This window comes from Rickettsiales endosymbiont of Stachyamoeba lipophora (genome assembly GCF_003932735.1).
Lineage (GTDB): Bacteria > Pseudomonadota > Alphaproteobacteria > Rickettsiales > 33-17 > RICK01.
In genome coordinates, this window is record NZ_CP033611.1 from 1533975 (window position 1) to 1559032 (window position 25058).

Below are 25058 nucleotides of genomic sequence, written 5' to 3' on the forward strand. Positions count from 1 at the left end.
TTACTGACCACTATTTTGAATAAAATCATTAATATAATCGAAAAATTGTATAAAAAGATACCTGCTATCATGCGGGCCTGGTGAGGATTCAGGATGATATTGCACCGTAAATACCGGCTTATCTATTAATTTTAATCCCTCAATGGTATTATCAAATAATGAGCGATGAGTCACTATAGCGTTAGCTGGCAAAGTGCTCTCATATACTGCAAACCCATGATTTTGGCTGGTTATTTCCACTTGCCCTGTCATTAAATTTTTAACCGGATGATTTGCCCCTCTATGACCTTGGGATAAATGATAAGTTTTAGCGCCAATAGCATGTGCTACTAGTTGATGCCCCATACATATAGCAAATAGAGGAATATCACTAGCTATAATGCCTGCGATAACATTTTGAGCATATTTAGCAGTTTCTGCGGGATCACCAGGTCCATTAGATAAAAAGATCCCATGTGGTTCCAAGGTTAAAATCTGAGTAATATCAGTGGTGGCAGGCACAACAACAATTTTGGCTCCAAAAGATTTTAAGCAACGTAAAATATTTTGCTTAATCCCAAAATCTATTACTACGATTTTAATATGATCTTGATTATCTAAAGCTATTTTTTCATTATTAAGCAAACCTTGATTCCAATAGTAAATCTTATCAGTTGATACTTGGCTTGAAAGTTCGCTACCAACCATTTCAGGTAACTTGGTTAGCTCATCATAAGTTTTTTGGATATCTTCTTCTAAAAGTTGTTCGCTATGAATAATAGCTACATTTTGAGAACCGTTTTGCCTGATATATTTAGTTATTTCTCTAGTATCTATGCCACTAATGCCGGTAATATTATGTTTTTTTAGCCAATCATTAAAATGATATTCAGAGCGGAAGTTAGACGGCTTGCTAATGGGGTTACAGATGATAAGCCCATTCACATATGGTACTTCGGTTTCATAATCTTGAGTGTTAGCACCCACATTGCCAATATGCGGAAAAGTAAAATTGATAATTTGCCCGGCATAGGAAGGATCGGTTAATGTTTCCTGATAACCGGTCATGCCGGTATTGAAGCATATTTCACCAAAAGTTATACCAACTGCTCCGATACCATGCCCAAAGAAAATTTTACCAGATTTTAAAATAAGAACGGAATTAAAACGATTTGAAATTTCACGGAATTCAATTTGAGGTAAAGAAGAAATCATAACTTTTATATCTAAATGTATTCGTGGCTTGTAAGTTATGACCAATATTGTTAATTGTCAAGGCTTACCCCCCTGTTGAATCATTGAATAGTTTGATGTTTAAATTCGCTTAATCATCAATTAATATTAAATGTGGTATAAGCCTTAAGTTTCAAATATTTTTGATACATTTAATTATAAATTGCAGTTTTAATAATTAATTATGCTAAAGGCAAAATAGGCGGGCAGCTTAGTATATTGGTTATCTTTAATCTTTACCAAAATAAATCATTTTCTATCTAATTGCTTTTAGTTATGAAGCATGACAAAGTAAATGATAAATTAACCAATTGGTGCTGAGATGATTAAAAACTATAAGAGTGAATTATTTAGTCCAATTACTAAATTATTTTTAACCAAAACTAAGAAAGACAAATCAATAACAGCAATCTGTAAAGAGGTTGCAATTAAAGCTCACAATTTAGCTTTGAACAACTCAAATAAAACGGTGAACGAATATCAGGATGCTGTTTTATCTGCTAGATTATATCTTTCGGCTTCTGACCAGAAAATGAACGAATTATTTAAGGCGATAGAAACAACCTATCCTCAAAACCAGCAGATTAGGGAAGCTAACGCCATACTAGCCAAAGAAATAGAATTTGATAAAGCAATATTACAAAATCGCCAAGCACAAACCAACCAAGATATTAAAGAGCTTAAGCAAGGCGGCCTCGTGCAAGATAAGGCCAATCAAAGTGTAATTTATAGTATGCTCCGTGATAGAAACATAGTTTCTCAATCAGAATTTTCTCAGATTGGCATAAAACAAAATGGCGTTTCTGCTGGATATGCAGCTAAGGAAGCAGGATCAGAACATACTTTTATGCTTAAGCAATTTTATAAAAAAGCTCAGGACTGCAAAACTCCTCAAGACCACTCCAATAGAAGAGATGGGCTTAATGAATTAATAGCAGCAGATCTATATGCAACCTTATTATCTGATCGCGCACCTAAGGAAGCGTTGGTTACACCTGATAAAGCTAACGATGATAGCCTATATGTTCGCTCAAAATTTTTTACTGATGCAAAGTTACTAAGTGAATTTAGTGGAATGTCTAATTCTCACTTTAACCCTTTAAATCCTAAATTACAAAGCATAGAAGGATTTTTGAAAAGGTTTTAGCAGCAGGCCATTTGTTAGGCGAAGTGGATTATCATGCGGGAAATATTATGGTGCAAGCGCAATATAATTCACAAGATCCTAGTCAGCAGCCAAGATATATCGCTACCAAAATAGACCATGGAAGATCATTTATTGAATTTCATAAAGATTTTGGTGCTATGGTTAATTCAACCTTCCACCCATTTAACCATATGGGCTACCTGGCTGGTATAAATTCAAAGACGCCACCAGGACAATTAATAAACGGAGGAAACTTTCAATGTAACGCAATGAAATATTCTGAAGCACTTCAACAAATGCTTAGCCAATTTAATAAAGATACAATAAATAATATAGTGGATAAAAAAGTAGATGAGCTAAAAAAATCTGGTTTTGATCCTAAAAATATTCAAACCACTTTTAGATTTGATTCTACAGTACCTAACCAATATTTAAGTTTAAATCTAAATAGCTTTAAAGATATCTCATCAAATTATAAAAACTTGTTAACAAGAAATCTTGAAAATATGAAAAGAATAGCTAAAGATGTAGAGGTGGTAGTACAATTTAGTAATGTATCTCCCCATTTTAGAAATGGAGGTTGGATTGAAGCATTTGCCGGATCGCCACTTAAAGATCCTATAATCTTTGCTGTAGAGCATGGTATTCAAATTGGCGGTAAAAATCCTTTCCAATGGGCTTTAGAAAACAACCGAAAGGTTGACCTTGTTAGCCAAGTTAATACTAAGCAAAATCAAATAGAAGATAAGGTTACTCAATCAGCTGATCCTACTGCAAGCTTACTATATTACTATAAAGCAATGCAAAAACCTTTAGCGCCATTTTTAGTAAATTTTTTAAATCATGCTATTAGCAAGAATTTAAGAAATACAGAAGGGGAATATTATATTAATCTTGCACAACGATATGGCGTAACAATTTCTAACCAGCCTAACTTAATGCAAGGCCAACAACAAGCTCAATCTCCGCAGCAGAGAGCACAGCCACCAGCAGTGCCTCTAAGACAACAGCAGCAAGCTCAATCTCCGCAGCAAAGAGCGCAGCCAGCACCTCCACCAAGAACTCAAAGCTATGAAAAAAGAAGAGCTGAGCTGGCTAAAGCGCAAGAATCAATGAAGTTGAGCCAAGCCAATAAAGCTCAGAGCAAGATTCAACAGCCACAGGATGTTATTAAAAACAATTCGCAAATTAAAGATCAGGCTAATGAAATAAAGGCTAACATCAGTAAGGCATTTAAAAAATATACTAATGCTAATTTTAAAGATAAGTTACAAGAAGCTGCCAAAAAACTAGGTAAAGGTTTAAGCAAATTCTTTGGCGGCAAAGATAACGGGCGCCCTAGATAAACTATATCCAGGATATTTAGATATTTACCAGCCGACTTGTATGATGAGGATATATAAATTAAATTAATTTAGTAAGCAGTTACCACAAAGGTGGGGTATTGCCCAAATTATCTTTCTTATTCATATCAATCTTAAAGGTTTATTAGCTATTAACATTTTTTGTTATTTGGAGATGATTGCTACTTTAATTAAATTAGGAATGAATAGATCAAAATTCAACTGATTTTAACTAAAGGTTGCTGTTCAAAAAGTACTACTATGTTAATTCTTCTGCAGATATTCAGGTAAAACCATTATTAAATCTGCAAGCTGATAAAAACTAAGCAGCTATTGCTATATAAATAGCTGCTTAGTTTATTTATAATCCTCTTGTGTTTTGGCTAAATTGCTTTGCATTAAGAGTTTCAGTATAAGGAGCAAAGTGCGAGTAAACTTCTCTAACCGGTGATATAACAGTCTCCTTTACAGAGTTCATTACACTTGTCATTAACCCAAGTTCAGAATTTTGCTTTTCTTGTTCATACACTTGAATGGCAAGAGCGCGGTTTTTTAAATTAGGATGATTCATAAGTAATTCGCTGTAAAATGATTTAATAGAAGCAAACCAACTTGGTTTGTGTGATAATTCTTCAATAATCTTTTTTGCTTGTACCTCTCTCCTTAAGTCTTGCTCTGCAGCATAATTTCCGAATAAGTAATAAGATGTTGGTGGAATGGTCATGCTAGCTTCTAATTTAGTCAAACCTCTTACTAAATCAGGTCCATAACCCCACTTGGCGGCATTACTATCAGCATCAAATTCGCATTGCCTAGATAAGTATGTGATAGCACAATTAGCAGCTAAGCAAAAAGCAATTACATACGGTATATGTAATTTTGAGGAGCCTTTATTTAATTTTGCTAATATTTTGCTACTAAGCATAATTAAAGCTGTAATTACCACAGATGCAGCGTGTATTATAGATAAATGGCGCCCGGTAATATGCCCTAATTCATGAGCGATAATGGCTTTGAAGGCTCTCTCATCTTTTTTGAATAATTCTATTAAAGGCTGAGTAATAAGTATTGCTGATTGATTTCTGTTTAATTTAAAAGCAAAAGCGTTGGTTATATTACTATCAGAAGTATAGATTTTAAGATTTTTACATGACTTAAGTTCATCTTCATGTTCTTTCATTAAGTCCGTAATTAACTTATACTCCTTACTATTAGCATCCATTTCAACGAACTCAGATGGGTTTAAGGTAAATTTGATAGCAAAAAAGTTAACCGCTGCAATAAACATACCTGATATTGTTAAAGCCCACAATACAGTGCTAGCAGCTATAGCAAAGTAAAATGTACTTGCTGCTAATAATAAAATCGCAATACTCAAGGTGAAATAAGTTCTCACCTTGGGTTTTGCTAAATTATATTGATACATAAAAACTCCATTATTTAAAACAAATATTGCAATTTTGTTAATTGATTTGCATTTTGTAAACCTTTAGTTAACAATTGTCAATAAATTATTTGTAAACATTTAACATGATATCTTCATAGAGAGGTAAAGTTAATGTAATGATAATAATTTAAGACCTTAGTGCTTGAAAAAAACGCTGTAGCAGCTCCCTATTCTCTTGCTCTAAAATACCACCATAAATTTCCGGTTTATGATGAGCGGAACTTGCCGAAAAGATTCGTGCTCCATGTTCTACTCCACCTGATTTAAGGTCATATGCACCAAAAAATAGTCGCTCAATTCTAGCAATAGCAATAGCTTGAGCGCACATTGGGCAAGGTTCTAAAGTTACAATTAAATCACAATTAGTTAGGTAAGTTGTACCTAATGTTTGTGCAGCCTCTCTAATTGCTAAGATTTCTGCATGAGCTGTAGGATCATTAAGAGTAATATTTTGATTATAAGTACGAGCAATGACTTTTTGAGCATTTCTATCAAATATAATAGCCCCAACTGGTACTTCAGCCAAGCTATATGCTTTCTGAGCAAGACTTAATGCTTCAAGCATTAGCTCATGCTGCTTAAAATATAATTTAGAAGATAAATTATTAACTTTGGGTGGTGTAAACATTGCTAGATATAGTATGTTATGATAATTATTACATATAAAAATTAAGCCAAACTTTGCAGTAACAGCCTTTTTATTGCAAGAAATATTTCGTAATTTCTAGATAAATAGAATTAAAATAAATTTATCGCATGTATTTGCAGAAGCTAGAACCCACTATTTAAGCTTGCCTTACTGCCAGCTATACCCACTTTACTGATCATATTATTTTCACTAGCATTTAATAGTTGTAAAGCTTCACTGTTATCGATAATACCTTTACTGCTTAAATTTAACAAAGCATCTTTCATAAGTTGCATACCGATACCAGCATTAGTCTGCATAATAGAAGGAATTTGTTGTATTTTACTTTCGCGGATTAAATTTCTAATTGCAGAATTACACAACATCACTTCATGCGCTGCCACCATACCTGTCATATCAGCTTTTCTGATTAACCGCTGTGAAATTACTGCTTCCAGCGAGTTAGAAAGCATAGATCTAACCATAGGTTTATCTTCTGCAGGAAATACATCGACAATTCTATCAACTGTGGATGCAGCAGTATTAGTGTGTAAGGTTCCAATAACTAAATGTCCAGTTTCTGCTGCGGTAAGGGCTAATTGGATGGTTTCTAAGTCTCTCATTTCTCCCACCATGATGATATCAGGATCTTCCCGCAGGGCACTTTTTAGCGCTCTTGCAAATGACTTACTATGCATACCTATTTCACGTTGAGAAATAATACACATATGTGATTTATGAGTAAATTCGATTGGATCTTCAATAATTAATATATGTTTTTGAGAATTTTTATTAATATGATCTATCATTGCAGCCATGGTGGTTGATTTACCTGAACCGGTAGGACCAGTTACTAAAATCATACCCTTGCTAATATTAGTAGTAATTTTCTGTAAAATAGGAGGAGCGCTTAACTCTTCTAAACTCTTAATTGTTAACGGAATAATGCGCATAGCTGCTGCAGGACCATGGATATTATTAAACAGGTTGACTCTCATTCTAAAACCAGCTTCATGCTTGAATGAGAAATCTATTTCCCATTCCCGTTCAAATATAGCTTTTTGCTCCTCATTCATACAAGAATGAATCATTCTTGTAACTTGCTCTTTAGTAAGCTCAGGGATTCTTAAATATATTATTTCCCCATAAACTCTCATAGCAGGAGGATGATTTACTGCTATATGGATATCAGAGGCATTGCGCTGCATAGCATTTTCAATTAGTTGATTAAACTCCATTATATGCCTCCTTATCAGTTAGCTTCTTAAGTCTATGGGTTACGTCACTAACTTGCACAGTAGTTTTATAACCAGCATTAATAGCTTGTAGTATACGGTTATAAAGAATCATAGCATCTGATGGTTGATTAATTTTTTCAAACATTATCGCCATGTTATAAACATATTCAATTCTTTGCGAGTCAAGCCTAGCTGCCTTTTTATAATAAATTATTGCCTGTTTATAGTCCTTTTTGCGATGATAGATTGCAGCCATTTGCGCAGGAAGAATAGCTAAGTTAGGCTCAGCCTCCTCAAGTTTAGATAAAGTAACTAAGGCTTCATCTGGGTCGGTAATACTAATTATATTCAAAAAATTATTAAGTACATATTTGTTTTCAGGATGCTTTTTTAAGATTTGTAAATAGATTTGCTTGGCATCATCCATATGACCAAGGATTTGGTGTACAACCGCCATACCAAATTGAGCATCAATATTTTTTTTATCTTGGTTGTGTGCTTTTTGATAAAGAGCAAAAGCTGCTTCATAATGACCTTGAGTATAAGCTGTAAAAGCTTTACTAATTAAATCTTTTGGGTGTTCTATATTATGAAATAAATCCACGCTCATATCTAAAATATCTGAAGATGCTGTAAGGCTATTATCCTTATTTTGTTGTTGCTTTTTTGAAGGTTTTGTTAGCTTAACATGTTTAGAACCAGGCTTTATTTCTCTATCTCTTACCGAGCGTTTAAGTTCAATTCTATCCAAATTTAGATCTTTTTCTTGATAATGTTCTACCAGGTCATTAATAACTTTTTCTTGAAGATTGTTAGTTTTATCATTTTCCTTATCTTCAGCATTAATAAAGGTACTGATTGACATTGACAAACATGTGCTCAATAACAATATTCTTAAAGTACTATGGGTCATTACAGAACCTCCAAGTAAAAAGTTTTAGATTAATTTATTAACTATTTTATCAAAAATTACAGCAACTTACAATATAGAAATCTTTATGAGCAAGCTTTTTAATTACCTAATCAAACCAATTGCTTTTAAATTAGAACCTGAAAAGGCTCATAATCTAGCGATTGCAGCTTTATCAAACAATATTATTGCTAAGCTAATTCCAAAATTTAATTATACAGATGATAAATTATCTCAGACCATTGCTGGTTTAACCTTTCTTAATCCTGTTGGCCTGGCCGCAGGTTTTGATAAAAATGCCGAGACTTTAAAGAGCATTTATAAATTTGGTTTTGGTTTTGCTGAATTTGGTAGCGTTACCCCGATAGCTCAATTAGGCAATCCTCTCCCTCGTATTTTTCGGCTTACAGCTGATGAGGCAATCATTAATCGTTTAGGTTTCAATAATAAAGGAGCAGATTATTGTGAGGAAAACTTAAAGAAATTTGGTGATTCTAAGCAAATTATCGGAGTTAATATCGGTAAAAACAAGGATCAAGAAGACTTTTTAAGTGATTATCTCTTTCTACTTAATAAATTCTACAATTATGCAAGCTATATTGCAGTTAATATTTCTTCTCCCAATACCCCAGGCTTACGTGACTTGCAGCATAATGAGAATCTTGAAATTCTCCTGGGTCAATTAATGGAACTTAAAAATAAGCTTAAGATAAAATTTAATAAGTCGGTACCATTATTTATTAAAATTTCTCCAGATAACGATTTCAAGCAATTAGAAGCGATTGCTGCAAAAGTTTTAAAACACCAAATTGATGGAGTAATTATTAGTAACACTACTATTAACGATAGAGAAAAGTTATTATCGTCGCATAAAAATCAAATGGGTGGGCTTAGCGGCAAACCGCTATTTAATAGGGCTAATACTACCCTAGCAAGGTTTTATAAATTAACTCAAGGTATAATCCCTTTAATTGGAGTTGGTGGTATAATGAATGGAGATGATGCTTATCAAAAAATCTTATATGGTGCCTCCCTTATTCAAATATATACCGGAATTATCTATAAAGGATTTGGTTTAATTAACCGTATTAACCAACAAATTAGCGATAACTTAACCAGAGATGGGTTTAAAGATATTAGCGAAGCTGTGGGCAAGAAAGCTACGTAATAGTTATGTTAAATTATAACTTAGCTATAAGTTGTGCTTACTTTATAAAATATTTGTAAAAAGTTAATTTATTTATTATAATATAATTAAATTATAAAAAAAAATCATGCATAACAAAAGTGAACAAGCGCAAGAAAATAAATTTGCTAATGATCAAAAAGCTGAATATCAAGTTCAATCGGCTCGTAATAAATTACTTGGAAAATGGGCTGGTTCAATCATGTATACTATTGAGCAAGAGATTGAAAAATATATTGAACAGCTGATAGTAGCAGATCTAGAAGAACCTAGTGATAATGATATAATTACCAAGATATTTAATGATTTAAATACTTTTGGTTATCAAGCGACAAGGGAAGAGATAAAAGAAAAAATTATTGAATTCAATAGAATAGCTGTTAACCTATCTTATCCAAACAACTAACGGTTAAATGAATGAAGATACTCGTAGTTAAATATCTACCTAACGGTGAAAAGTCAAACACTAAAATCTTACTTGATCATTTCAAATCTATTGTAAATACTCATCAAATTGAAGAGCTTGATTTATTAGAAAATCAACCGCCTATATTTAATGAATTATCTCTTCAAGCCTATGCTCTTAGAAATTATATGGGGCAAAAGCTAACTGAAGCTCAACAACAAGCTATTGAGCCTTTTGATAAGCTGGTAGCACAGCTAGTCGCTTGCGATATATTGATTATTGCTACCCCTATGCATAATTATTCTTTTCCAGGAATTGTTAAAACTTATTTTGATGCAGTTATGTTACATAATGAAACTTTTAGAATGGGTGGTCCTCAAGATAATGGTAAAAAATATGTAGGTCTTTTAACCAATAGAAAAGCACTTACAATCTTTACTTCAGGGGGGTTTTATCCGGAAGATAGCGAATTTTATTACCTTAATAATATCGCTACTCTTTCTAAAATTGCCTATAATATGGTGGGATTTGAAGATTTTAAAACAGTTTATGCGGCCACCGCTAATCCTGAAACGCTACATAATAACATGGAAAAAGCCCAAAAAGAATTAGAGCAAATTGCAGCCAGTTGGAAGCTTAATTAAAGGTAACTTATAAGCCATACTGAATAAAAAAATAAAGGTAGTGCTTGCTACCCTTATTTTTATGAAGCTTATCTAATTAGATTTATATCACGGTGATTTATATCACGGTCATCTTTAAACACTCTTTTGACCCAAAGTCCTCTATTTGTTAGTGGATTATATGGTAAAATAGTATCTAATACTTTATGCATAGTAGGTACTCTATTATCTTTTGTTTCTCCTAAATGATCACCGTAGTAATCATAACCTATTTCTTTAGAATATACATTGCTAAAAATAATATTAGTAAGCATAGCCCCGCAGGCTGCAATTAATGCAATTGAACTTTTACGAGAAGCCAGAGCAAAACCAATCGCTGTTGAAATAATATAACCACCTATACTTAATAAAAACGGTTTTAAATTTAAAATATTCTTAGTATAGGGCTGAATAAAATTATATCTAACGCTGTTATTAAACCTATTATACCCCTTATGTTCAATTAACAATTCATTAATAGTATTAAAATGATCTTTTAGAACATTACCTGGAGATTTTTGGGTAATCTCAGCCATAATAGAAGGTATATCTATATTTTCTTCATAATAAGGTATTTCATAATACATGCTAACAAAAATCCTATTTAGTTTTTGAAAATCATTATTTGAGACATTATTCCCGGCAATTATCTTCTCCTTGATCTGATCAACCATATTTTTAACTAATGTGTGTTTTTCTTTTCTAGTAAATTCAATGATATTATAATCATCACCACCTACTCTGTCACAATATGTATTATATACATTTATTCTGTAAGAGTTTCTATTAAGACGCAATTTAATATTAAAATCCAATATTTTATAAAGTAAGCGAAAATCTAGCTTTGTAGGATTTTCTTTATTTATTATCTGTTGGCTTGCTGAGTTAAATATTGCGGAATAAAAAGTTTTTAACTCTAGCTCAGTAAATCTATTTTTATTCGTAGATTTGGTATTTAGCATAGTTAACAACTCTGCCATTTTGTTTAGATTATCTGCCGAAAAGTTAGTAAGAATGGCATTTTTCAAATTATCTAAAAATAGGCTTTTATTTTTTAATTCAAAAGCACATTCACTACCATCATAATTGTAAAGAGTAATATTACATAATAATGCTATTAACGGATGTGTAGCAGTATTTAAGCCAGAACCCGTATTAGAAGAGCCAAGTGCTTCAAATAAATTTTTTAAATCTGCAGTCGTAAATTCTTCATTAAATTGCTTGTTAATTATATTTTGATATTTATTTATGCTTGCTGTAATTTTGCTCCTTAAAGGTGCTAGGTTTATATACGCTTTTAAATCTAAAAAATTAATATCAGGCTCAGTAGTTAATTTATCAAATTCAGCTATTAATAATTGCATTAGCTCTTCAGCAAAACAATCATCTACAGCTTCAAAAAATGCTTGGAGATCAACATCAGTCATGTCGCTCTTTAGTAGCTCACACAATTCTTGTTCAAATCCATTCATCAACGAAAGAAAAGCATGAAGCTTTTCTTTCGTTGATGAATCATCTTGATAACGCCTATCAGGGTGATGAACATTTGTTATTTTTTTTAGCAAATTTTTACGTATTATCGTAGTATCAAGTGTGAATTCAATTCCTAGATGGTTAAAAAATTCTATCATTGTTAGATTATGATTTTGTATCTCTTCTAAACTATAGTTCCTTAAGTTATTTTTATTTAACATAATAGTTATGTCACTTCCCTTAGTTTTATAATTTATTATAAAATATTATCTATAATGTTTAACTATATTTTCTATATAATTGTAAGGCCACTACTGGAATAAATAACAATATACTCCAAGAGACTTCTTCTAATACATCATATGAATAAATACTAATGTTTTTACAAAATATGCTTTTTTGTGTAACTCTTTCCACGTGATAAATCTTAATTTTTAAACCAAGCAATTGCTGCTAGTAATAGCTAAGGCTAGCATTATTAAGCTGAAAGCTATAGTTGCAGGAATAATAACAGGATGAAGAAATAAAAAAAGTAACATTGTTACTATCCCCCCTCATTTAACAACAAAACATAAAATATGTAAACACATATAAATAAAGGAAGCTCTTCCTATTAAGTGTCGATAATGATTAATTTTTTTATCCATATATTCGTAGGAAAAAGTTTTTGAAGTGGATTTAATACTACTCCTAGTAACAGCAAACTTAACGCTATAACCACTATAAAAAAACAAATATTTTATGTGGTTTATTATTAACCAGCAACAAACCTAGCAAGATTAAGGCAGGGCGGTTTAACTAAATTCCACTTTAGATATCTAAATTTAAATTTTATACTTATCATTATAGCTAATATAAAAGTTAATACATAATTGCCAAAGTATGTAAAAAAAATTAATTTAACATTAATTAGCATTTATTGCAAAACTTTGTTTGACTTTTTACAATTGATACATAGAATATATTTATTCGACTACTTATAGAATATTGGTTGATTATACTTACTTTAATAATTAAATTTTTAAAATAGATAATCTCCTTTACTTCACTAAAAATAAAGTTACTCGAATGATTTTAAGACTACCAAAAGGAGATTACTAATGCTGCAAGGCAAAATTAAATGGTTTAATTATAACAAAGGCTATGGATTCGTTCAGCCTGATAACGGTGATAAAGATGTTTTCGTACATATTTCAGCTTTAGAAAAAGCTGGTATCAATGTTAACGACGGGGATTTAGTTTCATATGAGCTTTCAACCCAAAAAGGCAGAACATCAGCTGTTAACTTGAAAAAATTAGATTAGAAGCGTAGAAAATAAAATCTACCTACTAAATAATTAGGCTAAAGTCACTTGTAAATTGCAAGTGACTTTTTTTATTTTCATAAATAGAAAGATAATTTATTATCCATCTCTCAAGACGGTAATAAGAAGAATTTCTAGAAAAAATGTTGCCATAAAACAAGCTGGTTTTAATATTAAAATTACTTTTTATGCTGCAGTTTTTTAAAAGTAAGTAATATTACCAAGATTTCTTTATAGCAGTAAAAAATTATTAATAAAATATGCAAATAATTTTAAATTTCAAATAGATTATTAGGATAATATTTGATTTATTTACACCAGCATTTGCATAGAAATTCAGCCAAGCTCTTTATTAGTGGTTTAAAAACTTTTGTTATAGATGAAAATTTTACATTGATAGTAAAGCCTATTTCAAAAGATATTTAGCGGCTTGTAGGAAAAAATACCAAATAAATAGCTTAATGCCATAATCCTCTCTCCGGCTTAACTATGCCCAGTATATCTTAATAAATTTTTTATCAAAAGATAAGAAATATTTAAAATAATAGTATTAATTGAACCATATAATTCTGCTTATCCTGATATGTTTCAAACAAAATCCCAAGCAATTCAAAAAGCTTTAGGAACAAATTGTATTACAGTTCATCATATTGGCAGCACCTCAGTCCCTTACTTAGCTGCCAAACCAATTATTGATATTTTACCTGTAGTAAAAGATATTAGGATAGTAGATCAACATACCCTCTCAATGAACAATTTAGGTTATGAGGCTAAAGGTGAGCATGGAATACCTTTTAGAAGATTTTTTAAAAAAGAAGGTTTTAATGTACATGCTTTTGAGGTGGCAAGCCCAGAAATAAGCAAACATTTATTATTTGCTCAGTTTTTGATGAAGCACCCTGAAATCTGTACACAATATGAACAGCTTAAATTTAACCTAGCTAAGCAATTTCCTAATGATATAACTTCATATTGTTTAGGCAAGGACACTTTCATTAGGGAAATATTTAAAAATGCTTTTAATAAACTAATTAAGGCAAGTTTTTACTGATTATGAACAAGCTGAATATGCCCGTATTTGCAAAGAGCAAATATTTGATCCTCTAAATATTATTGATGAGGTTAATCCCTCTTCCCTGCATAATATTAATCATTTCCTCTGGGGATCAAAATCATTGGCATAATCTAAATAGAATTTTTAGCAAATAATAGTTGTATTTTACGCAGCATAGCAATTGATGCAGTAATGCAAAACAAAGGTTATGGCGCCAGTTTAATTCATTTAATTGAGAAATGGGCTCTGTATCAAGAAAAACATACAATATATTTACATGCTCCTGAGACTGCTCTTAATTTTTATTTACATGCAGGATATTCTATAATGAACTTTGAAGATTCTAATAGAATTAGTAAAACTAATCAGATTGATTTAGGCAAAGCTCTTACTTAATAGAAAATTTTATCTTTTTTCACTTTGTTTGTAATATAATTTTTTGCTTAACTAAATTAAAATAGCAATAAAGTTAAAATTACACTTTTAAGGTTAAGTATGGTGCGTTCTTATAAAAATTATTCTTTACCGATTGATTATGATCCTCATTACGACCCTACTTATATGTCAGAGGAGATGCTAGCCTATTTCTATAAAATTCTTACTATACTTTTTACTAGAATAGCTAATAAAGAAGATGAGACAATTCATGCATATGAAGAAGAAAATAGTAGATTTCCTGACCATGTAGATCAAGGAACGTTAGAAGAAATTTATGAACAAGAATTTGCCAGCGAAGAAGTATTAGATTTTATTAAAAAAGAAGTATTAGCTGCATTAGAAAGAATTAAACAAGGCAACTTTGGTTTTTGCGAAGAAACAGAAGAAGCAATTGGATTAGAGCGCTTACTGGCTGTGCCCTATGCTAGATATACTGCCGCCGTTCAAGAAGAAAAAGAACATAGCAAATCCTTATAAATTGGGTCTCTTAAAAGGTATAGATTTAACATACTAAGTTCCTCCTCCCTTGCCTATCCTGTAAAGAGTATTGTTTCAAAAAAAATTTAAAATTTTAAAAAATTTATTTGCAATTTAAAATTGAAATACTTAACTTAAATAATACACACTTAGATGGGGGAAAAATGGAAAGCACATTTAAAAATATTAAAGAATTTACACCAAACAATGATAACAGCCTTAAACAACAAGTTTTAGATTGCCTTAATGGGCTAGAATTTCCAGTAGATAAAGATGATATAATTGATCATGCTGAACAAAGCGAAAATGCATGGGAAGTTATGAGACTAATCTATAAAATGGGTGATAAAGAATATAGTAATAATCAAGATATCTCATTAGAAATCCAAGAGATAATGAATAACAGTTAAAGTTTTACTTTAAGTTAATTAACAGATAATATTTACAGATTATCTGTTAATTTTATATTAAACATTAATAGCACAAAAGCTGCTATCCTGCAGTAAATGTTCCTGAATAACAGAGTAAATCATTGTAATTTTTGAAGAACACTAAGAACTTTCAATCAATATTTATTAACTACAGCTAAGTGCGGTTAAAATAAAACTCTATTATGGAACCTTCACCGCAATTTCATTAACTATAAGAGTTAAAATAGAAGTTCATAATAAGCAATATAACTAAGGTTTCACAACATTATATATAAATTATTAGTTGCAAGTTTATAGCTTTTTGAAGCTTATTTTATAGATAATTCTCTTATAAGGAATTGCGCCTATATTATTTTGCTTAGCAATAAATCATAAGCATTATCAGGTTCTATTTTTTCTAGTTCAATAATATTATGGCGCAGCACATCAATAACTTGCTGCGGATTTTTTTCAATTAACTTAAACCACTTATCATCCTGATAGTTAATTTTATTAAACAGTATTGGATGAGCAGTATAAAGTGCAAAAAACTTTTTGCCTAAATCATAGCTTAGCTTGCTTAAAATTATTGCAACAACGCGTGAAGTTTGAAAATGATGATAGTCTATTGGCTCATTCCATCTTCCTCCCCATATCGAAAAACCATTTTTAGCAAATATTTCAACTATATCTTCAACCATGCCGGCTCTAGGGTTATGGCGATTAAGAAAAGCAGTACCTTGATAAGGGAGAACTTGTGTTAAGCCATCCTTCGCTTTATCAGTAACTATATAGGGATTTTGAATAGGATTAATGTCAATAGCTAACCCATAAGCATGTATTGAAGGAATAGAGCTATTACCGGTTACAAATCTAGGATTAAAGCTTGAGCTGTTATTATCACTCATTGAAAGCTCATCATCACCTTGATAATATTTCATAGGGCGTGCTTTATGAATTGGAAATTTATGTTTATGCAGCTCTTTAAAGATTTGCACTACATTATCTTTGGTAACATCTAAAACTTCAATCTCTCCTGCCTGCTCTTTACCTTCAAAGTCATAATGCTTAAAGCTTACAGCAATGATACGATCAACAGAAATAGGATTTGCCAACACTAAATTGCTCATAATTAAAATAAAAATAATGTTTGTTTGAATAAATAACGCAACTCTCATCTACAACCTAATATACATACAAAAAATAACTTAACCAAATAAATCATTAAAGCAATCAAATCGCCAACTAAATTTCTAGTATGAGAAAAAACAATTTTTTTCAATTATCAATAGCTGGTTCCTAAGATTAATCTATATTTTAAGGTAGTCAATTATCTATAACGAAACAAAATTTTAGGGAGGTAAAAAATAATGGTACAAGATAAGAAACAAGGAACCCATTCAAGAGATTCTCAACAAGGCGAGCACAAAGTTAATGCAGCTGAAATTGAAAGATACCTTAAAGGAATTCATTATCCTGCAAATAAAAATGATTTAATAGATCAAGCTAAAAAAAATAATGCTCCTAAAGATATCCTTAATGAGCTACAAGCTTTTGATGATCACCAATATGCAAGCCCTATTGATGTAAGCAAAGAATTTAGCCGTCATCACTAAAGTTACCTTAAAGCTAGATTATTTACATCTAATTAATAGCTGAGAAAGAAGTAAGATAATAAAAGCAAGTATGGATAATGAATAAAAGTGAATAACTCTGCTGATCGTGATTATAGCAATCTAAACAGAGTTAATAAAAGAATGAGAACTTATTATGTTAACTAAAATAAAAGCCACAACCAGTTGAAGTTGTGTTTAATTTTTATTGAATGTTAACTAAGTTTAAATTTAATTCAAGCTACCTATTGATAGGCTATTTATACTAACTCTAGCTATTCTAAAATTCATCTAGTTAGTGTTACTATCAATTAGTTGACTACCAAAATTTGATACAAAAAGCCAGGTTCAATTCCTGGCTTTTTGTATTAATACATTAAAAGCGCTAAATTATTTTAATTTAGTTTCTTTAAACAACACATGCTTACGAGCTCTAGGATCATATTTCATAAATTCTAATTTATGAGTAATCTTTTTTGGATTTTTCTTAGCTACATAAAAATAGCCAGTTCCTGCTGTGCTTTCTAATTTAATTTTAATTGAGCCCTTATTTTTTTTAGCCATTTTAGTTTCCTTCAGAATTTTTTATTTAAATTAGTAAAATATAGTATTTTGTCAAGCAAAGCTTTAATTTACGTCTTTATTTAGCTATATAATAAATATTGATGCATTACAAATAATAAGAATGAAAGGATTTGTTATCAGTTGCTATATTTACTCTAAACAGTACTATTCCACCATAATTCTTATTAATCTACGATTCATATAAATAATAAGTATACGTTCTTAGCCATTACATAAGTTTTACTGGGTATCCCTTCTCTTTTGAATTTTTCCTTTTCCCATAGCAAGAATATAGGATTAGATCTTTTTTGTAATCATATCTGCAGCTTCTAAATAAAATTTATTGCCACTTGCTATCGATATTTTAGTATATTTTGCTAAGTTAGTCCTTACATTGATCGGCTAACCGGCTTAAAGTTATTCACCTAAGCAAGAACATTATAAGAGCGCTTTAGACGCTCTTAACAACATGATTTACTATAGAATTTTTGCTCTTTAACTAAGCAGCTTTTTAATCTTTTTAGGTATGGATTGCCACCATTTAATTTCAGCTACATCTGAAACAGCTATCAAATTAAATTCAATTTTTTCGGCGGTATCAGGTAACGATACTTTTAATTTGCCAATAACTTGGTTTCTTCTGATAGGAGCTGCTACATTATGAGCAACTACCTCATGCCTAATTTGATTTTTTTTAAGTTTAGGAACAGTAAATATTACATCTTTTGCTACTGTAACTGGCACTTGTTCTTCTGCACCGCCTTCTATTTTAATTTTGGCAACTTCTTGATGTTTTTTAAACATCTCTACATTTTCATAATTTAAAAAACCATATTGTAGAAGCTTATAAGCTTCATTGGTACGATCCTTAAAGGTATCAAGACCGTTAACTACTAAAATAAGCCTACGGTTATTTTGCTTGGCTGATAAAGCCACTCCATAACCTGCAATTTCAGTATGGCCTGTTTTTAATCCATCCACTCCAATACTCATATCAAGTAAACTATTGCGGTTTTGCTGTTTAATACCATTAAAAGTGAATTCTTTTATTCCAAAATATTGGTAAAATTCAGGAAAATCATCAATTACTCTTTTAGATAAGATTGCTAAATCTTTAGCGCTCATTATATGTCCTTCTTCTGGCCAGCCAGTAGAATTTTTAAATACCGAATTGGTAAGCCCAAGCTCTTTAGCCTTTTGATTCATTAAATCAACAAAAACTTCCTCGCTACCTGCAATACCTTCTGCTAAGGCAACCGAAGCATCGTTACCAGATTGTACAATAACGCCCTTAAGTAAATCTTCCATTGTAGCTTGGTCATTTAAAGGTAAGAACATTTTTGAACCTTGCATACGCCAGGCTTTTTCACTAATTAAAAATTTATGATCTAAATTAAAATTGCCATTTTTAATTTGCTCAAAAGCTACGTAAATAGTCATGAGTTTACTCATAGAAGAAGGTGTCATTGGTAGATCCGCCTCCTTCTCAAACAACACATGACCTGTATCATAATCTTGCAATACCACATGTTTTGCAAGAGTATCTAATGCTTGAGCATTAAGTGAATGACAAACTAAAAAGACAGTAGAAAGTAAAAAAAGCTTTTTCATAACCAAATAATTAAGTTGCAAGTTATTGTTGTATAATAATTACATCATGATTATGGTTAGTTTTTATTTTACTTGCAACATCTTTTGTTACTAATTTATTCTCAAAAGGGCCAACTAATACTTTATAAAGCTTAGAGTTACGTTCGCGGGTAATTTTAATATCCCCATATTCTTGAAGTTTAACAGCTATGTGATTAGCATTAACCCTGTTTTTAAATGCTCCGAGCTGAAGAAGATATTTTTTGTTAGCTCCATTAACAGATGTAGCAGTTTTAGGCTTTTTCAGCCTAAGTTGATGTAATAATTCTTCCGTTTGCTTAGGTAAATATTCAACTTTAACCTTAGCAAGCCCTTCCTTTTTAAAGCCAAGTAAATATGCAGCACGTTCGGAAACATCAATCAACCTATCCTTAAGAGAAGGACCACGATCATTCACCATTAAAATTACTGAATTGCCATTCTTTAAATTAGTTACCCTAATCATAGAAGGAATAGGTAAGGTCCGGTGAGCGGCTGTTAATGAATTTTTATTATAAGTATCCCCATTAGCAGTCATTTTACCATGGAAACCATCATTTCCACCATACCACGAAGATAAACCAAGCTTACTATATTTATAAAGATGGGTATTTTCTGGATCAAAGTTATTATCTTTAGTTTTCGCTTCCATAAAAGTGCTAGTTTTAATATGCCCTTTATACGGTCTTTGTAAGTAAACGTAATCTTGAGTTTCATTTACTGAGATATCACCAACGTTTTGTTGCGGTTGGCATGCGTTAAAAAAGAAAATTACTAAGATAAATGTTAATATTTTGCTCATAGTTTTCCTTAAATTATTGTTGAGAGTACCTACTTCCTGGCTTCACAGCCTCAGTACCCTTAAGGTGATCAGGTAAATTTTCATGATCATAAGTAGGCACATCGATATTAATTAAACTTATCAATGGTGTGTTACCTACTAAGTCGGATTTAGATCTATTGATCAAGCTAGCTTCAGCAATAATTTTGCCACCAAGAGTTTCAATTAATTTATAAGTTTCTATAGAAGATTTGCCTGTAGTAACTACATCTTCCACAACTAAAATTCTGCTACCAGGAGCTATTTCAAACCCTCTTCTAAGTTCAAATACTCCATTAACTCTTTCACAGAAAATATTAGGAAGGCTAAGATGGCGCGATAATTCAAATCCAACCAAAATGCCACCCATTGCAGGAGAAACTACTAAATCAAAAGCATCTTCTCCAAATTTATAAACAATTTTTTTTGCAAGTTCTTTGCATAATAGCTCAGCTTTATTAGGATACATTAGAAGCTTAGCGCATTGTATATAAGTATCACTATGTAAGCCGGATGAAAGCTTAAAATGACCATTGAGCATTGCCCCACATTCTTCTAAAACGCTAATGATCTGGGCCTTTTCCATATAGCAAATTCCTTAATTTTTAAGTAATTTAAAGTATTCTTGATTAAATAGCAAGCTTTTTTGCAAATCATTAACGCTAAACGATTCTTTTAATCAAATTTTCTTTATTATGTAATAAATGTTTTATCACAGCTACTATATGTAAAAGCAATATAACAAGTAATATATAAGGCAAAAGAGCATGCATCTTAGAAAAGATTTTTCCTAATGCAAGATTTTTATTAATTAAATCAGGCATTTGAATTCCAAACATGCTTACTTTATAGCCAAATGAATTAGACATCATATATCCTGACAACGGCACAATCAAAGTTAAAACATAAAGCAAAAAATGAACTATTTTAGCTAATTGCCGTTGCAGAAAGGGGATGCTTCCAGGTAGCTCAGGAACATAGGACAATAATCTGGCAGCAAGCCTAAAAATAAAAAGGATTAAGATCAATATGCCAATCGACTTATGAGTCGAATATAGCTGCCATTTTAAATCAGAACCTTCTAGCTCCGTCATAATAATGCCTGATGTCAGCATCCCTAAAACTAATAATGCTATAAACCAATGTAAAATCCTAAGTGAAAAATGATACTTTTTTTGCATTTTTTAACTTCTCCTAATTAGTGTCATTTCCTGGAGCACTTGCTGTGATCATCCATTTTTTTCTTAAATACATCTCTATTTCTGCTCGTTCGCCATGGCTTAATGGATAACTGAACATAACAATTTCTCCAATTTTGCCTTGTAATCCTGTGCTAACTAATCCACTATGCGCACCTATTACAAATCTTGAAATGCTCCCGAGTATTGCAGTATAATTTCTCGTAAAAATATTTTGCCTATTAACCATGTGCGGAGATAAGTAATTATTATCAGTACTATACAGTTGTTGATAAGGGTTTAAATAAAAGTCAATGGTAGGACCTTCTGTACCAAAAGCATCAATTAACCCTTTGGGATTAACCACTATAGTTGCAAGCATTATAGAAGAGCCAGTAGTGGCATTATTTTTAAGTAAACCATCTCTGGAATCCAATCTGTCAACATCAGGATCATTGCTATATAGTTTAAAAACTCCATGTTGAGCACCCCCTGCCTCGTCATAATACAAGCCAAAAAAGTTACCCGCACTTTGCTCGGCAAAAATTACCCCGTCAGTAGTGCTAGCTGCTCCATCAATTTCAAACACAGCAAAAATAGTAAAGCCATTTGTTAGATTGATAGGAGCAGTTGCTGTGCTAAGCATATGTTTGTCATTTAGCTCATTGGTAAAAAAGCATAAAAATGGTTTACTGAAGAAATAGGCGTAAGTACTATTATTTTGTCTGCACAATGTAGGAGCCTTGGCAGCATTAGTCTGCACTAAATGCCTACCCTTGCCAGATTTATCTACTACATAGTTTATTATAGGAGAATCAAACCTAACTAAAGGCAAATAACCGTCTCCATTAGGGTCACTAGCATCATACCAAGCTTCAAGCCTAGTGGGATCAAACCGAGTTAAATCTAAAATATAATTACCTGAATCCTTACATGCTCCAAATTTAACGCTGCCTGCGTTTAAATTAAAATTAGGCATTCTTCCATCAGAGCAACGGCATGAATAAGCAAAAGTAGCGCTATTTGCCTGTTTATAAGAAATGTCTTTTTCTACTACTGAATTATAAGGACATGCATAACCCGCACTTGCAGGATTAACAGCATAAAAAGACCCGATCAACAAAAATAACAATCTAATTACAAACATTGGTAAACCATCTATTCATCAAATATTCTGTTACTTTACTTCTTTCCAACATAGTTAATGATCGGTTATACACTAAATACTCCCCTAAGAACCCTGACATACCAAAACGTAATCCTAAACCGGCTGATTGCACATAATTAGCATTCCAAGGAATTGAATTATTTTCATGTAAAAACAAACCATCTTTATTATAGAAAAATATATTTAAACCATATAAAGGTGGCGCAGTTAAATTATAATTTAATTCAATAATGACCGGCTGGTTATAATAATCAGTTTTTGATAGATACATCCCCAAGCTTTGCTGTCCACATATCGATAAATAAATTGAAGTTCTTTTGTTAGTATCTGCGTTAAATAGAAAAGGTTGAGTTATCAAATTTTTATTAAACAATCCTGCTATTAGTTCATTGGTTGCAGTATTACAGCCTCCATAAACCCCTGAATGCGGCCAAGCGATACCACCATTTCTCATTTTTCCTACATAAAAAATGCTAAAATCGGTATTTAATGGGGCTAAATTAATTTGGTAATAGCTATTATCTGAATTAAATAATATGCCATTTTTGCTATATTCCGGCACATTCCAGTATTGACCTGAGGAACTAGCAACAGCATTAGTTCCAGAACCAGTTTTATTATAAATAGTGTTTATAAACGCTCCTAAAGCTGGTGCAATTCCATTGCCGCTTGGATCATTTGCATCGAGCCACACAGTCAAGTTAGCTATATCACTTGGTCTAAAAGCGCAAAAAGCTGTAGGATTGTTGCAAAGTTCCCTTACGGCTACTGCAGAATCAACCACCTGATCTATAAAAGCTGCTGTTATGCTTCCTGATGAGCTAATGGGCTTGGTTAATATGGTAGTTGCATTATCACATATTCGTGGTTCAACAAATATAGGACTTCTACCATTTTTATTTGCAGTAAAATAATTTTTTTGCTTAAAAGCCACAATATCATCATATCGAGCAGTGCGGACAGCTTGGATATAAGTTTTATTGCTACTGTGATTAGTATTTTCTGCTTCTATACCACTTGCGCCAGCCGGATTAATGGCAGTATTTTTACCCCAGGCTGCCTCCTCACCATTAGGACCATGACTTATTATTACATAAGCTGCACCAAAATTATTAGGAGGAGATGCATTAATATTGGTTAAGTCCTGTCCTTCAATATTTACTACCCGGATATCTCCATTATAAGGAGAGTTACTACTATCCAAACCATTAAAAGTAGCAGTGCTTCCTAAACCTTTTGCTAAGCGGTAGGTGAATTTTCTATTCCAGCCATCATAAGCCACTTCATCATTAATCTGCAAAGTTCTTACCGGTACCATACCGGTAGCATTAATAACAGTAATATCACATTCATTACTGAGCACATTAAACACACCAGTTGAATAACCAAACCCTGCATTATATTCCAAAGAATTACCTGGAGCAGGACAAGGAAGAAAGCCATTAACATTATAATAATTTTTAATAGCATTTTCAATTAATGCAACATGCTCAAGAGTTTTTTTATACCTATCAGCTTCATTAATTTTACCAAAAAAGCCAATACCTAAAGTAAATAAAAAAGCAATGATCGATAAAGAAATTGATAACTCTAAAATCGTATAACCGTTATGAGTTCTATGTTTTGCTTGATTGTTGTTACGCACTTGGGTTCCAAAATCCATTATTATATACACATGCATTGTTGTTTGCATTAAAGGTAAGACCGGCAGGACAAGCCTTAGTAGCAGGCATTTGAGTAGGATAAAGCAAGTAACATGCTTCTTGCAGTACCCACATCATTTCTAAAATAGCCTCATCACCAAAATTAGTGATATGAGGACTGTTAGTACCAAATTCATCTACATAATCACCACTCACTCTGGTACTTATATAATCATTCCTTAGGTCTGCGGCCATAACTTTAGTAACACCTGCCAGTGCTGTCGAATTACCTTCACATACTGTGAGTGAAACTAAGCTTCTGCCCGGATCATACACTGAGTTGTTCAGATCTGTTTGGTTTCTAAAATTAACAATATGTTGAAAGTTTGATGATAATGTTCCCACTCTGAAAATATTATTTCCGTCTGAGTTTTCTACTTCATCAGTATTAGTAGCAGCAATTTGGCTGCCAGCTTGAGTAAAAGCGCCTTTTCCATCAGGTCCGTGGCTTATTATAACATAGGCGGCATTTGAAGTTAAAGTGGTGGTGCCCCCTAAATCCTGAATCACTAAATTAGCAGCTCCGCTGCCAAAGCTTGAAGGAGTACATCCAGCATTACTGCAAAGGTTAGGACTAGTCACATATGTAAATTTTCTTCCCCATGCATCTAGCATATAATCACTAAGTAAGCCTAAACTGATAATAGGTATTGAACCAACATTGCTTGCACAAATACTTGCTGTAAAATTTTCATTACCAAACCCTACACCCGTACTAGTATTTAATGTACCATAAGTTTGAATGTTAAGCGCAGGACATGGCAACCTGCCATAAGTCTGTACAAAAGTTTCTAATGCGTCAGTTATTTTTATAATTCTTTCCTGGGTTTCTTTGTATTTTACGGCGTGACTATTTAATGTAGGTAATATCCAAGTAATATAACCAGACATAATTAGTCCGGCTATCATAATTAGCACAGATAACTCAAGCAAACTAAAAGCGCGATACTTTCTAAGCTTACAATGCTGAGTATTTAATGAATTATCTAGCTTTTTCATTTACATTATTAATAAATTAGGTATAACATATAAGCAATTTACAAGATTA

At 31.9% G+C, this 25058-nt stretch carries 26 protein-coding genes; 11 read left to right on the top strand and 15 right to left on the bottom strand.

Features of this window, described 5'->3' with window-relative positions; all coding sequences use genetic code 11:
• Positions 1–1194 (bottom strand): glutamine-hydrolyzing carbamoyl-phosphate synthase small subunit, encoded by a 1194-nt coding sequence (carA, locus tag EF513_RS07015; protein ID WP_125216685.1) that lies wholly within the window; start codon positions 1192–1194, stop codon positions 1–3.
• A gap of 340 nt (positions 1195–1534) precedes the next feature.
• On the opposite strand from carA, the gene EF513_RS07020 reads away from it, so the two are divergent.
• Both EF513_RS07020 and EF513_RS07025 read left to right on the top strand, forming a co-directional pair.
• A complete protein-coding gene (locus tag EF513_RS07020; protein WP_125216686.1) occupies positions 1535–2359 on the top strand; it encodes a hypothetical protein in 825 nt (274 codons plus the stop codon).
• Positions 2360–2370: 11 nt separating this feature from the next.
• The gene (locus EF513_RS07025; protein WP_125216687.1) at positions 2371–3705 is read left to right on the top strand and encodes a hypothetical protein; all 1335 of its coding nucleotides are present in this window, start codon (positions 2371–2373) and stop codon (positions 3703–3705) included.
• A gap of 358 nt (positions 3706–4063) precedes the next feature.
• Here the strand turns inward: EF513_RS07025 and EF513_RS07030 are convergent, their stop codons facing one another.
• The 4 genes from EF513_RS07030 to EF513_RS07045 form a co-directional block, all read right to left on the bottom strand.
• Positions 4064–5128, bottom strand: coding sequence for a M48 family metallopeptidase (locus EF513_RS07030; protein WP_125216688.1), 1065 nt, complete (start codon positions 5126–5128; stop codon positions 4064–4066).
• A gap of 148 nt (positions 5129–5276) precedes the next feature.
• A complete protein-coding gene (locus EF513_RS07035) occupies positions 5277–5714 on the bottom strand; it encodes a nucleoside deaminase (protein WP_125216870.1) in 438 nt (145 codons plus the stop codon).
• Positions 5715–5920: 206 nt separating this feature from the next.
• Positions 5921–7015, bottom strand: coding sequence for a type IV pilus twitching motility protein PilT (locus EF513_RS07040; RefSeq protein WP_125216689.1), 1095 nt, complete (start codon positions 7013–7015; stop codon positions 5921–5923).
• Complete coding sequence (locus EF513_RS07045; protein WP_125216690.1) at positions 7005–7928, bottom strand: tetratricopeptide repeat protein; 924 nt, start codon at positions 7926–7928, stop codon at positions 7005–7007. Before EF513_RS07045 ends, EF513_RS07040 begins: the two co-directional genes overlap by 11 nt.
• 85 nt (positions 7929–8013) lie before the next feature.
• On the opposite strand from EF513_RS07045, the gene EF513_RS07050 reads away from it, so the two are divergent.
• The 3 genes from EF513_RS07050 (at position 8014) to EF513_RS07060 (ending at position 10161) form a co-directional block, all read left to right on the top strand.
• Entirely contained in the window at positions 8014–9093 is a 1080-nt protein-coding gene (locus tag EF513_RS07050; RefSeq protein ID WP_125216691.1) for a quinone-dependent dihydroorotate dehydrogenase, read from the top strand.
• A 106-nt stretch (positions 9094–9199) separates the two neighbouring features.
• Positions 9200–9517: an ATPase inhibitor subunit zeta gene (locus tag EF513_RS07055; protein WP_125216692.1), complete on the top strand. Its 318-nt coding sequence runs from the start codon at positions 9200–9202 to the stop codon at positions 9515–9517.
• Between the two features lie 11 nt (positions 9518–9528).
• Positions 9529–10161, top strand: a complete 633-nt coding sequence (locus EF513_RS07060; protein WP_125216693.1) for an FMN-dependent NADH-azoreductase — start codon at positions 9529–9531, stop codon at positions 10159–10161.
• A 68-nt stretch (positions 10162–10229) separates the two neighbouring features.
• On the opposite strand, the gene EF513_RS07065 is transcribed toward EF513_RS07060, so the two are convergent.
• A complete protein-coding gene (locus tag EF513_RS07065) occupies positions 10230–11873 on the bottom strand; it encodes a hypothetical protein (protein WP_125216694.1) in 1644 nt (547 codons plus the stop codon).
• 879 nt (positions 11874–12752) lie between these two features.
• Between EF513_RS07065 and EF513_RS07070 the strand changes: the two genes are divergently transcribed.
• The 5 genes from EF513_RS07070 to EF513_RS07090 all read left to right on the top strand — a co-directional run bounded on the left by EF513_RS07070 (position 12753) and on the right by EF513_RS07090 (position 15335).
• On the top strand, positions 12753–12956 hold the full coding sequence (locus EF513_RS07070; protein ID WP_125216695.1) for a cold-shock protein: 204 nt from the start codon (positions 12753–12755) through the stop codon (positions 12954–12956).
• A 553-nt stretch (positions 12957–13509) separates the two neighbouring features.
• The gene (locus EF513_RS07075) at positions 13510–14007 is read left to right on the top strand and encodes a GrpB family protein (protein ID WP_277592637.1); all 498 of its coding nucleotides are present in this window, start codon (positions 13510–13512) and stop codon (positions 14005–14007) included.
• Positions 14008–14172: 165 nt separating this feature from the next.
• Positions 14173–14406: a GNAT family N-acetyltransferase gene (locus EF513_RS07080; RefSeq protein WP_277592638.1), complete on the top strand. Its 234-nt coding sequence runs from the start codon at positions 14173–14175 to the stop codon at positions 14404–14406.
• A 99-nt stretch (positions 14407–14505) separates the two neighbouring features.
• A complete protein-coding gene (locus EF513_RS07085) occupies positions 14506–14925 on the top strand; it encodes a TraR/DksA family transcriptional regulator (protein ID WP_125216698.1) in 420 nt (139 codons plus the stop codon).
• Positions 14926–15089: 164 nt separating this feature from the next.
• On the top strand, positions 15090–15335 hold the full coding sequence (locus tag EF513_RS07090; RefSeq protein WP_125216699.1) for a DUF2795 domain-containing protein: 246 nt from the start codon (positions 15090–15092) through the stop codon (positions 15333–15335).
• A gap of 365 nt (positions 15336–15700) precedes the next feature.
• Here the strand turns inward: EF513_RS07090 and EF513_RS07095 are convergent, their stop codons facing one another.
• Positions 15701–16513 carry a M15 family metallopeptidase gene (locus EF513_RS07095; RefSeq protein WP_125216700.1) on the bottom strand — a complete coding sequence of 271 codons (813 nt, stop codon included), beginning with the start codon at positions 16511–16513 and terminating at the stop codon, positions 15701–15703.
• Positions 16514–16705: 192 nt separating this feature from the next.
• Here EF513_RS07095 and EF513_RS07100 point away from each other — a divergent pair, with 192 nt between their 5' ends.
• Positions 16706–16951, top strand: a complete 246-nt coding sequence (locus EF513_RS07100) for a DUF2795 domain-containing protein (RefSeq protein WP_125216701.1) — start codon at positions 16706–16708, stop codon at positions 16949–16951.
• A 387-nt stretch (positions 16952–17338) separates the two neighbouring features.
• Here the strand turns inward: EF513_RS07100 and rpmG are convergent, their stop codons facing one another.
• From rpmG to EF513_RS07140, 8 genes are all read right to left on the bottom strand, one after another.
• The gene (gene rpmG, locus EF513_RS07105; protein WP_125216702.1) at positions 17339–17512 is read right to left on the bottom strand and encodes a 50S ribosomal protein L33; all 174 of its coding nucleotides are present in this window, start codon (positions 17510–17512) and stop codon (positions 17339–17341) included.
• Positions 17513–18007: 495 nt separating this feature from the next.
• Positions 18008–19123, bottom strand: coding sequence for a D-alanyl-D-alanine carboxypeptidase family protein (locus tag EF513_RS07110; RefSeq protein WP_125216703.1), 1116 nt, complete (start codon positions 19121–19123; stop codon positions 18008–18010).
• Positions 19124–19145: 22 nt separating this feature from the next.
• On the bottom strand, positions 19146–19943 hold the full coding sequence (locus EF513_RS07115) for a septal ring lytic transglycosylase RlpA family protein (protein WP_125216704.1): 798 nt from the start codon (positions 19941–19943) through the stop codon (positions 19146–19148).
• 13 nt (positions 19944–19956) lie between these two features.
• Positions 19957–20547, bottom strand: coding sequence for an orotate phosphoribosyltransferase (gene pyrE / locus EF513_RS07120; protein ID WP_125216705.1), 591 nt, complete (start codon positions 20545–20547; stop codon positions 19957–19959).
• Between the two features lie 76 nt (positions 20548–20623).
• Positions 20624–21142, bottom strand: coding sequence for a cytochrome b (locus EF513_RS07125; protein WP_125216706.1), 519 nt, complete (start codon positions 21140–21142; stop codon positions 20624–20626).
• A gap of 13 nt (positions 21143–21155) precedes the next feature.
• Positions 21156–22286: a hypothetical protein gene (locus EF513_RS07130; RefSeq protein ID WP_125216707.1), complete on the bottom strand. Its 1131-nt coding sequence runs from the start codon at positions 22284–22286 to the stop codon at positions 21156–21158.
• On the bottom strand, positions 22273–23970 hold the full coding sequence (locus EF513_RS07135) for a type II secretion system protein (protein WP_125216708.1): 1698 nt from the start codon (positions 23968–23970) through the stop codon (positions 22273–22275). Before EF513_RS07135 ends, EF513_RS07130 begins: the two co-directional genes overlap by 14 nt.
• The gene (locus EF513_RS07140; RefSeq protein ID WP_125216709.1) at positions 23945–25009 is read right to left on the bottom strand and encodes a type II secretion system protein; all 1065 of its coding nucleotides are present in this window, start codon (positions 25007–25009) and stop codon (positions 23945–23947) included. The genes EF513_RS07135 and EF513_RS07140 overlap by 26 nt, the downstream gene beginning before the upstream one ends.
• Between the last annotated feature and the right edge of the window lie 49 nt (positions 25010–25058).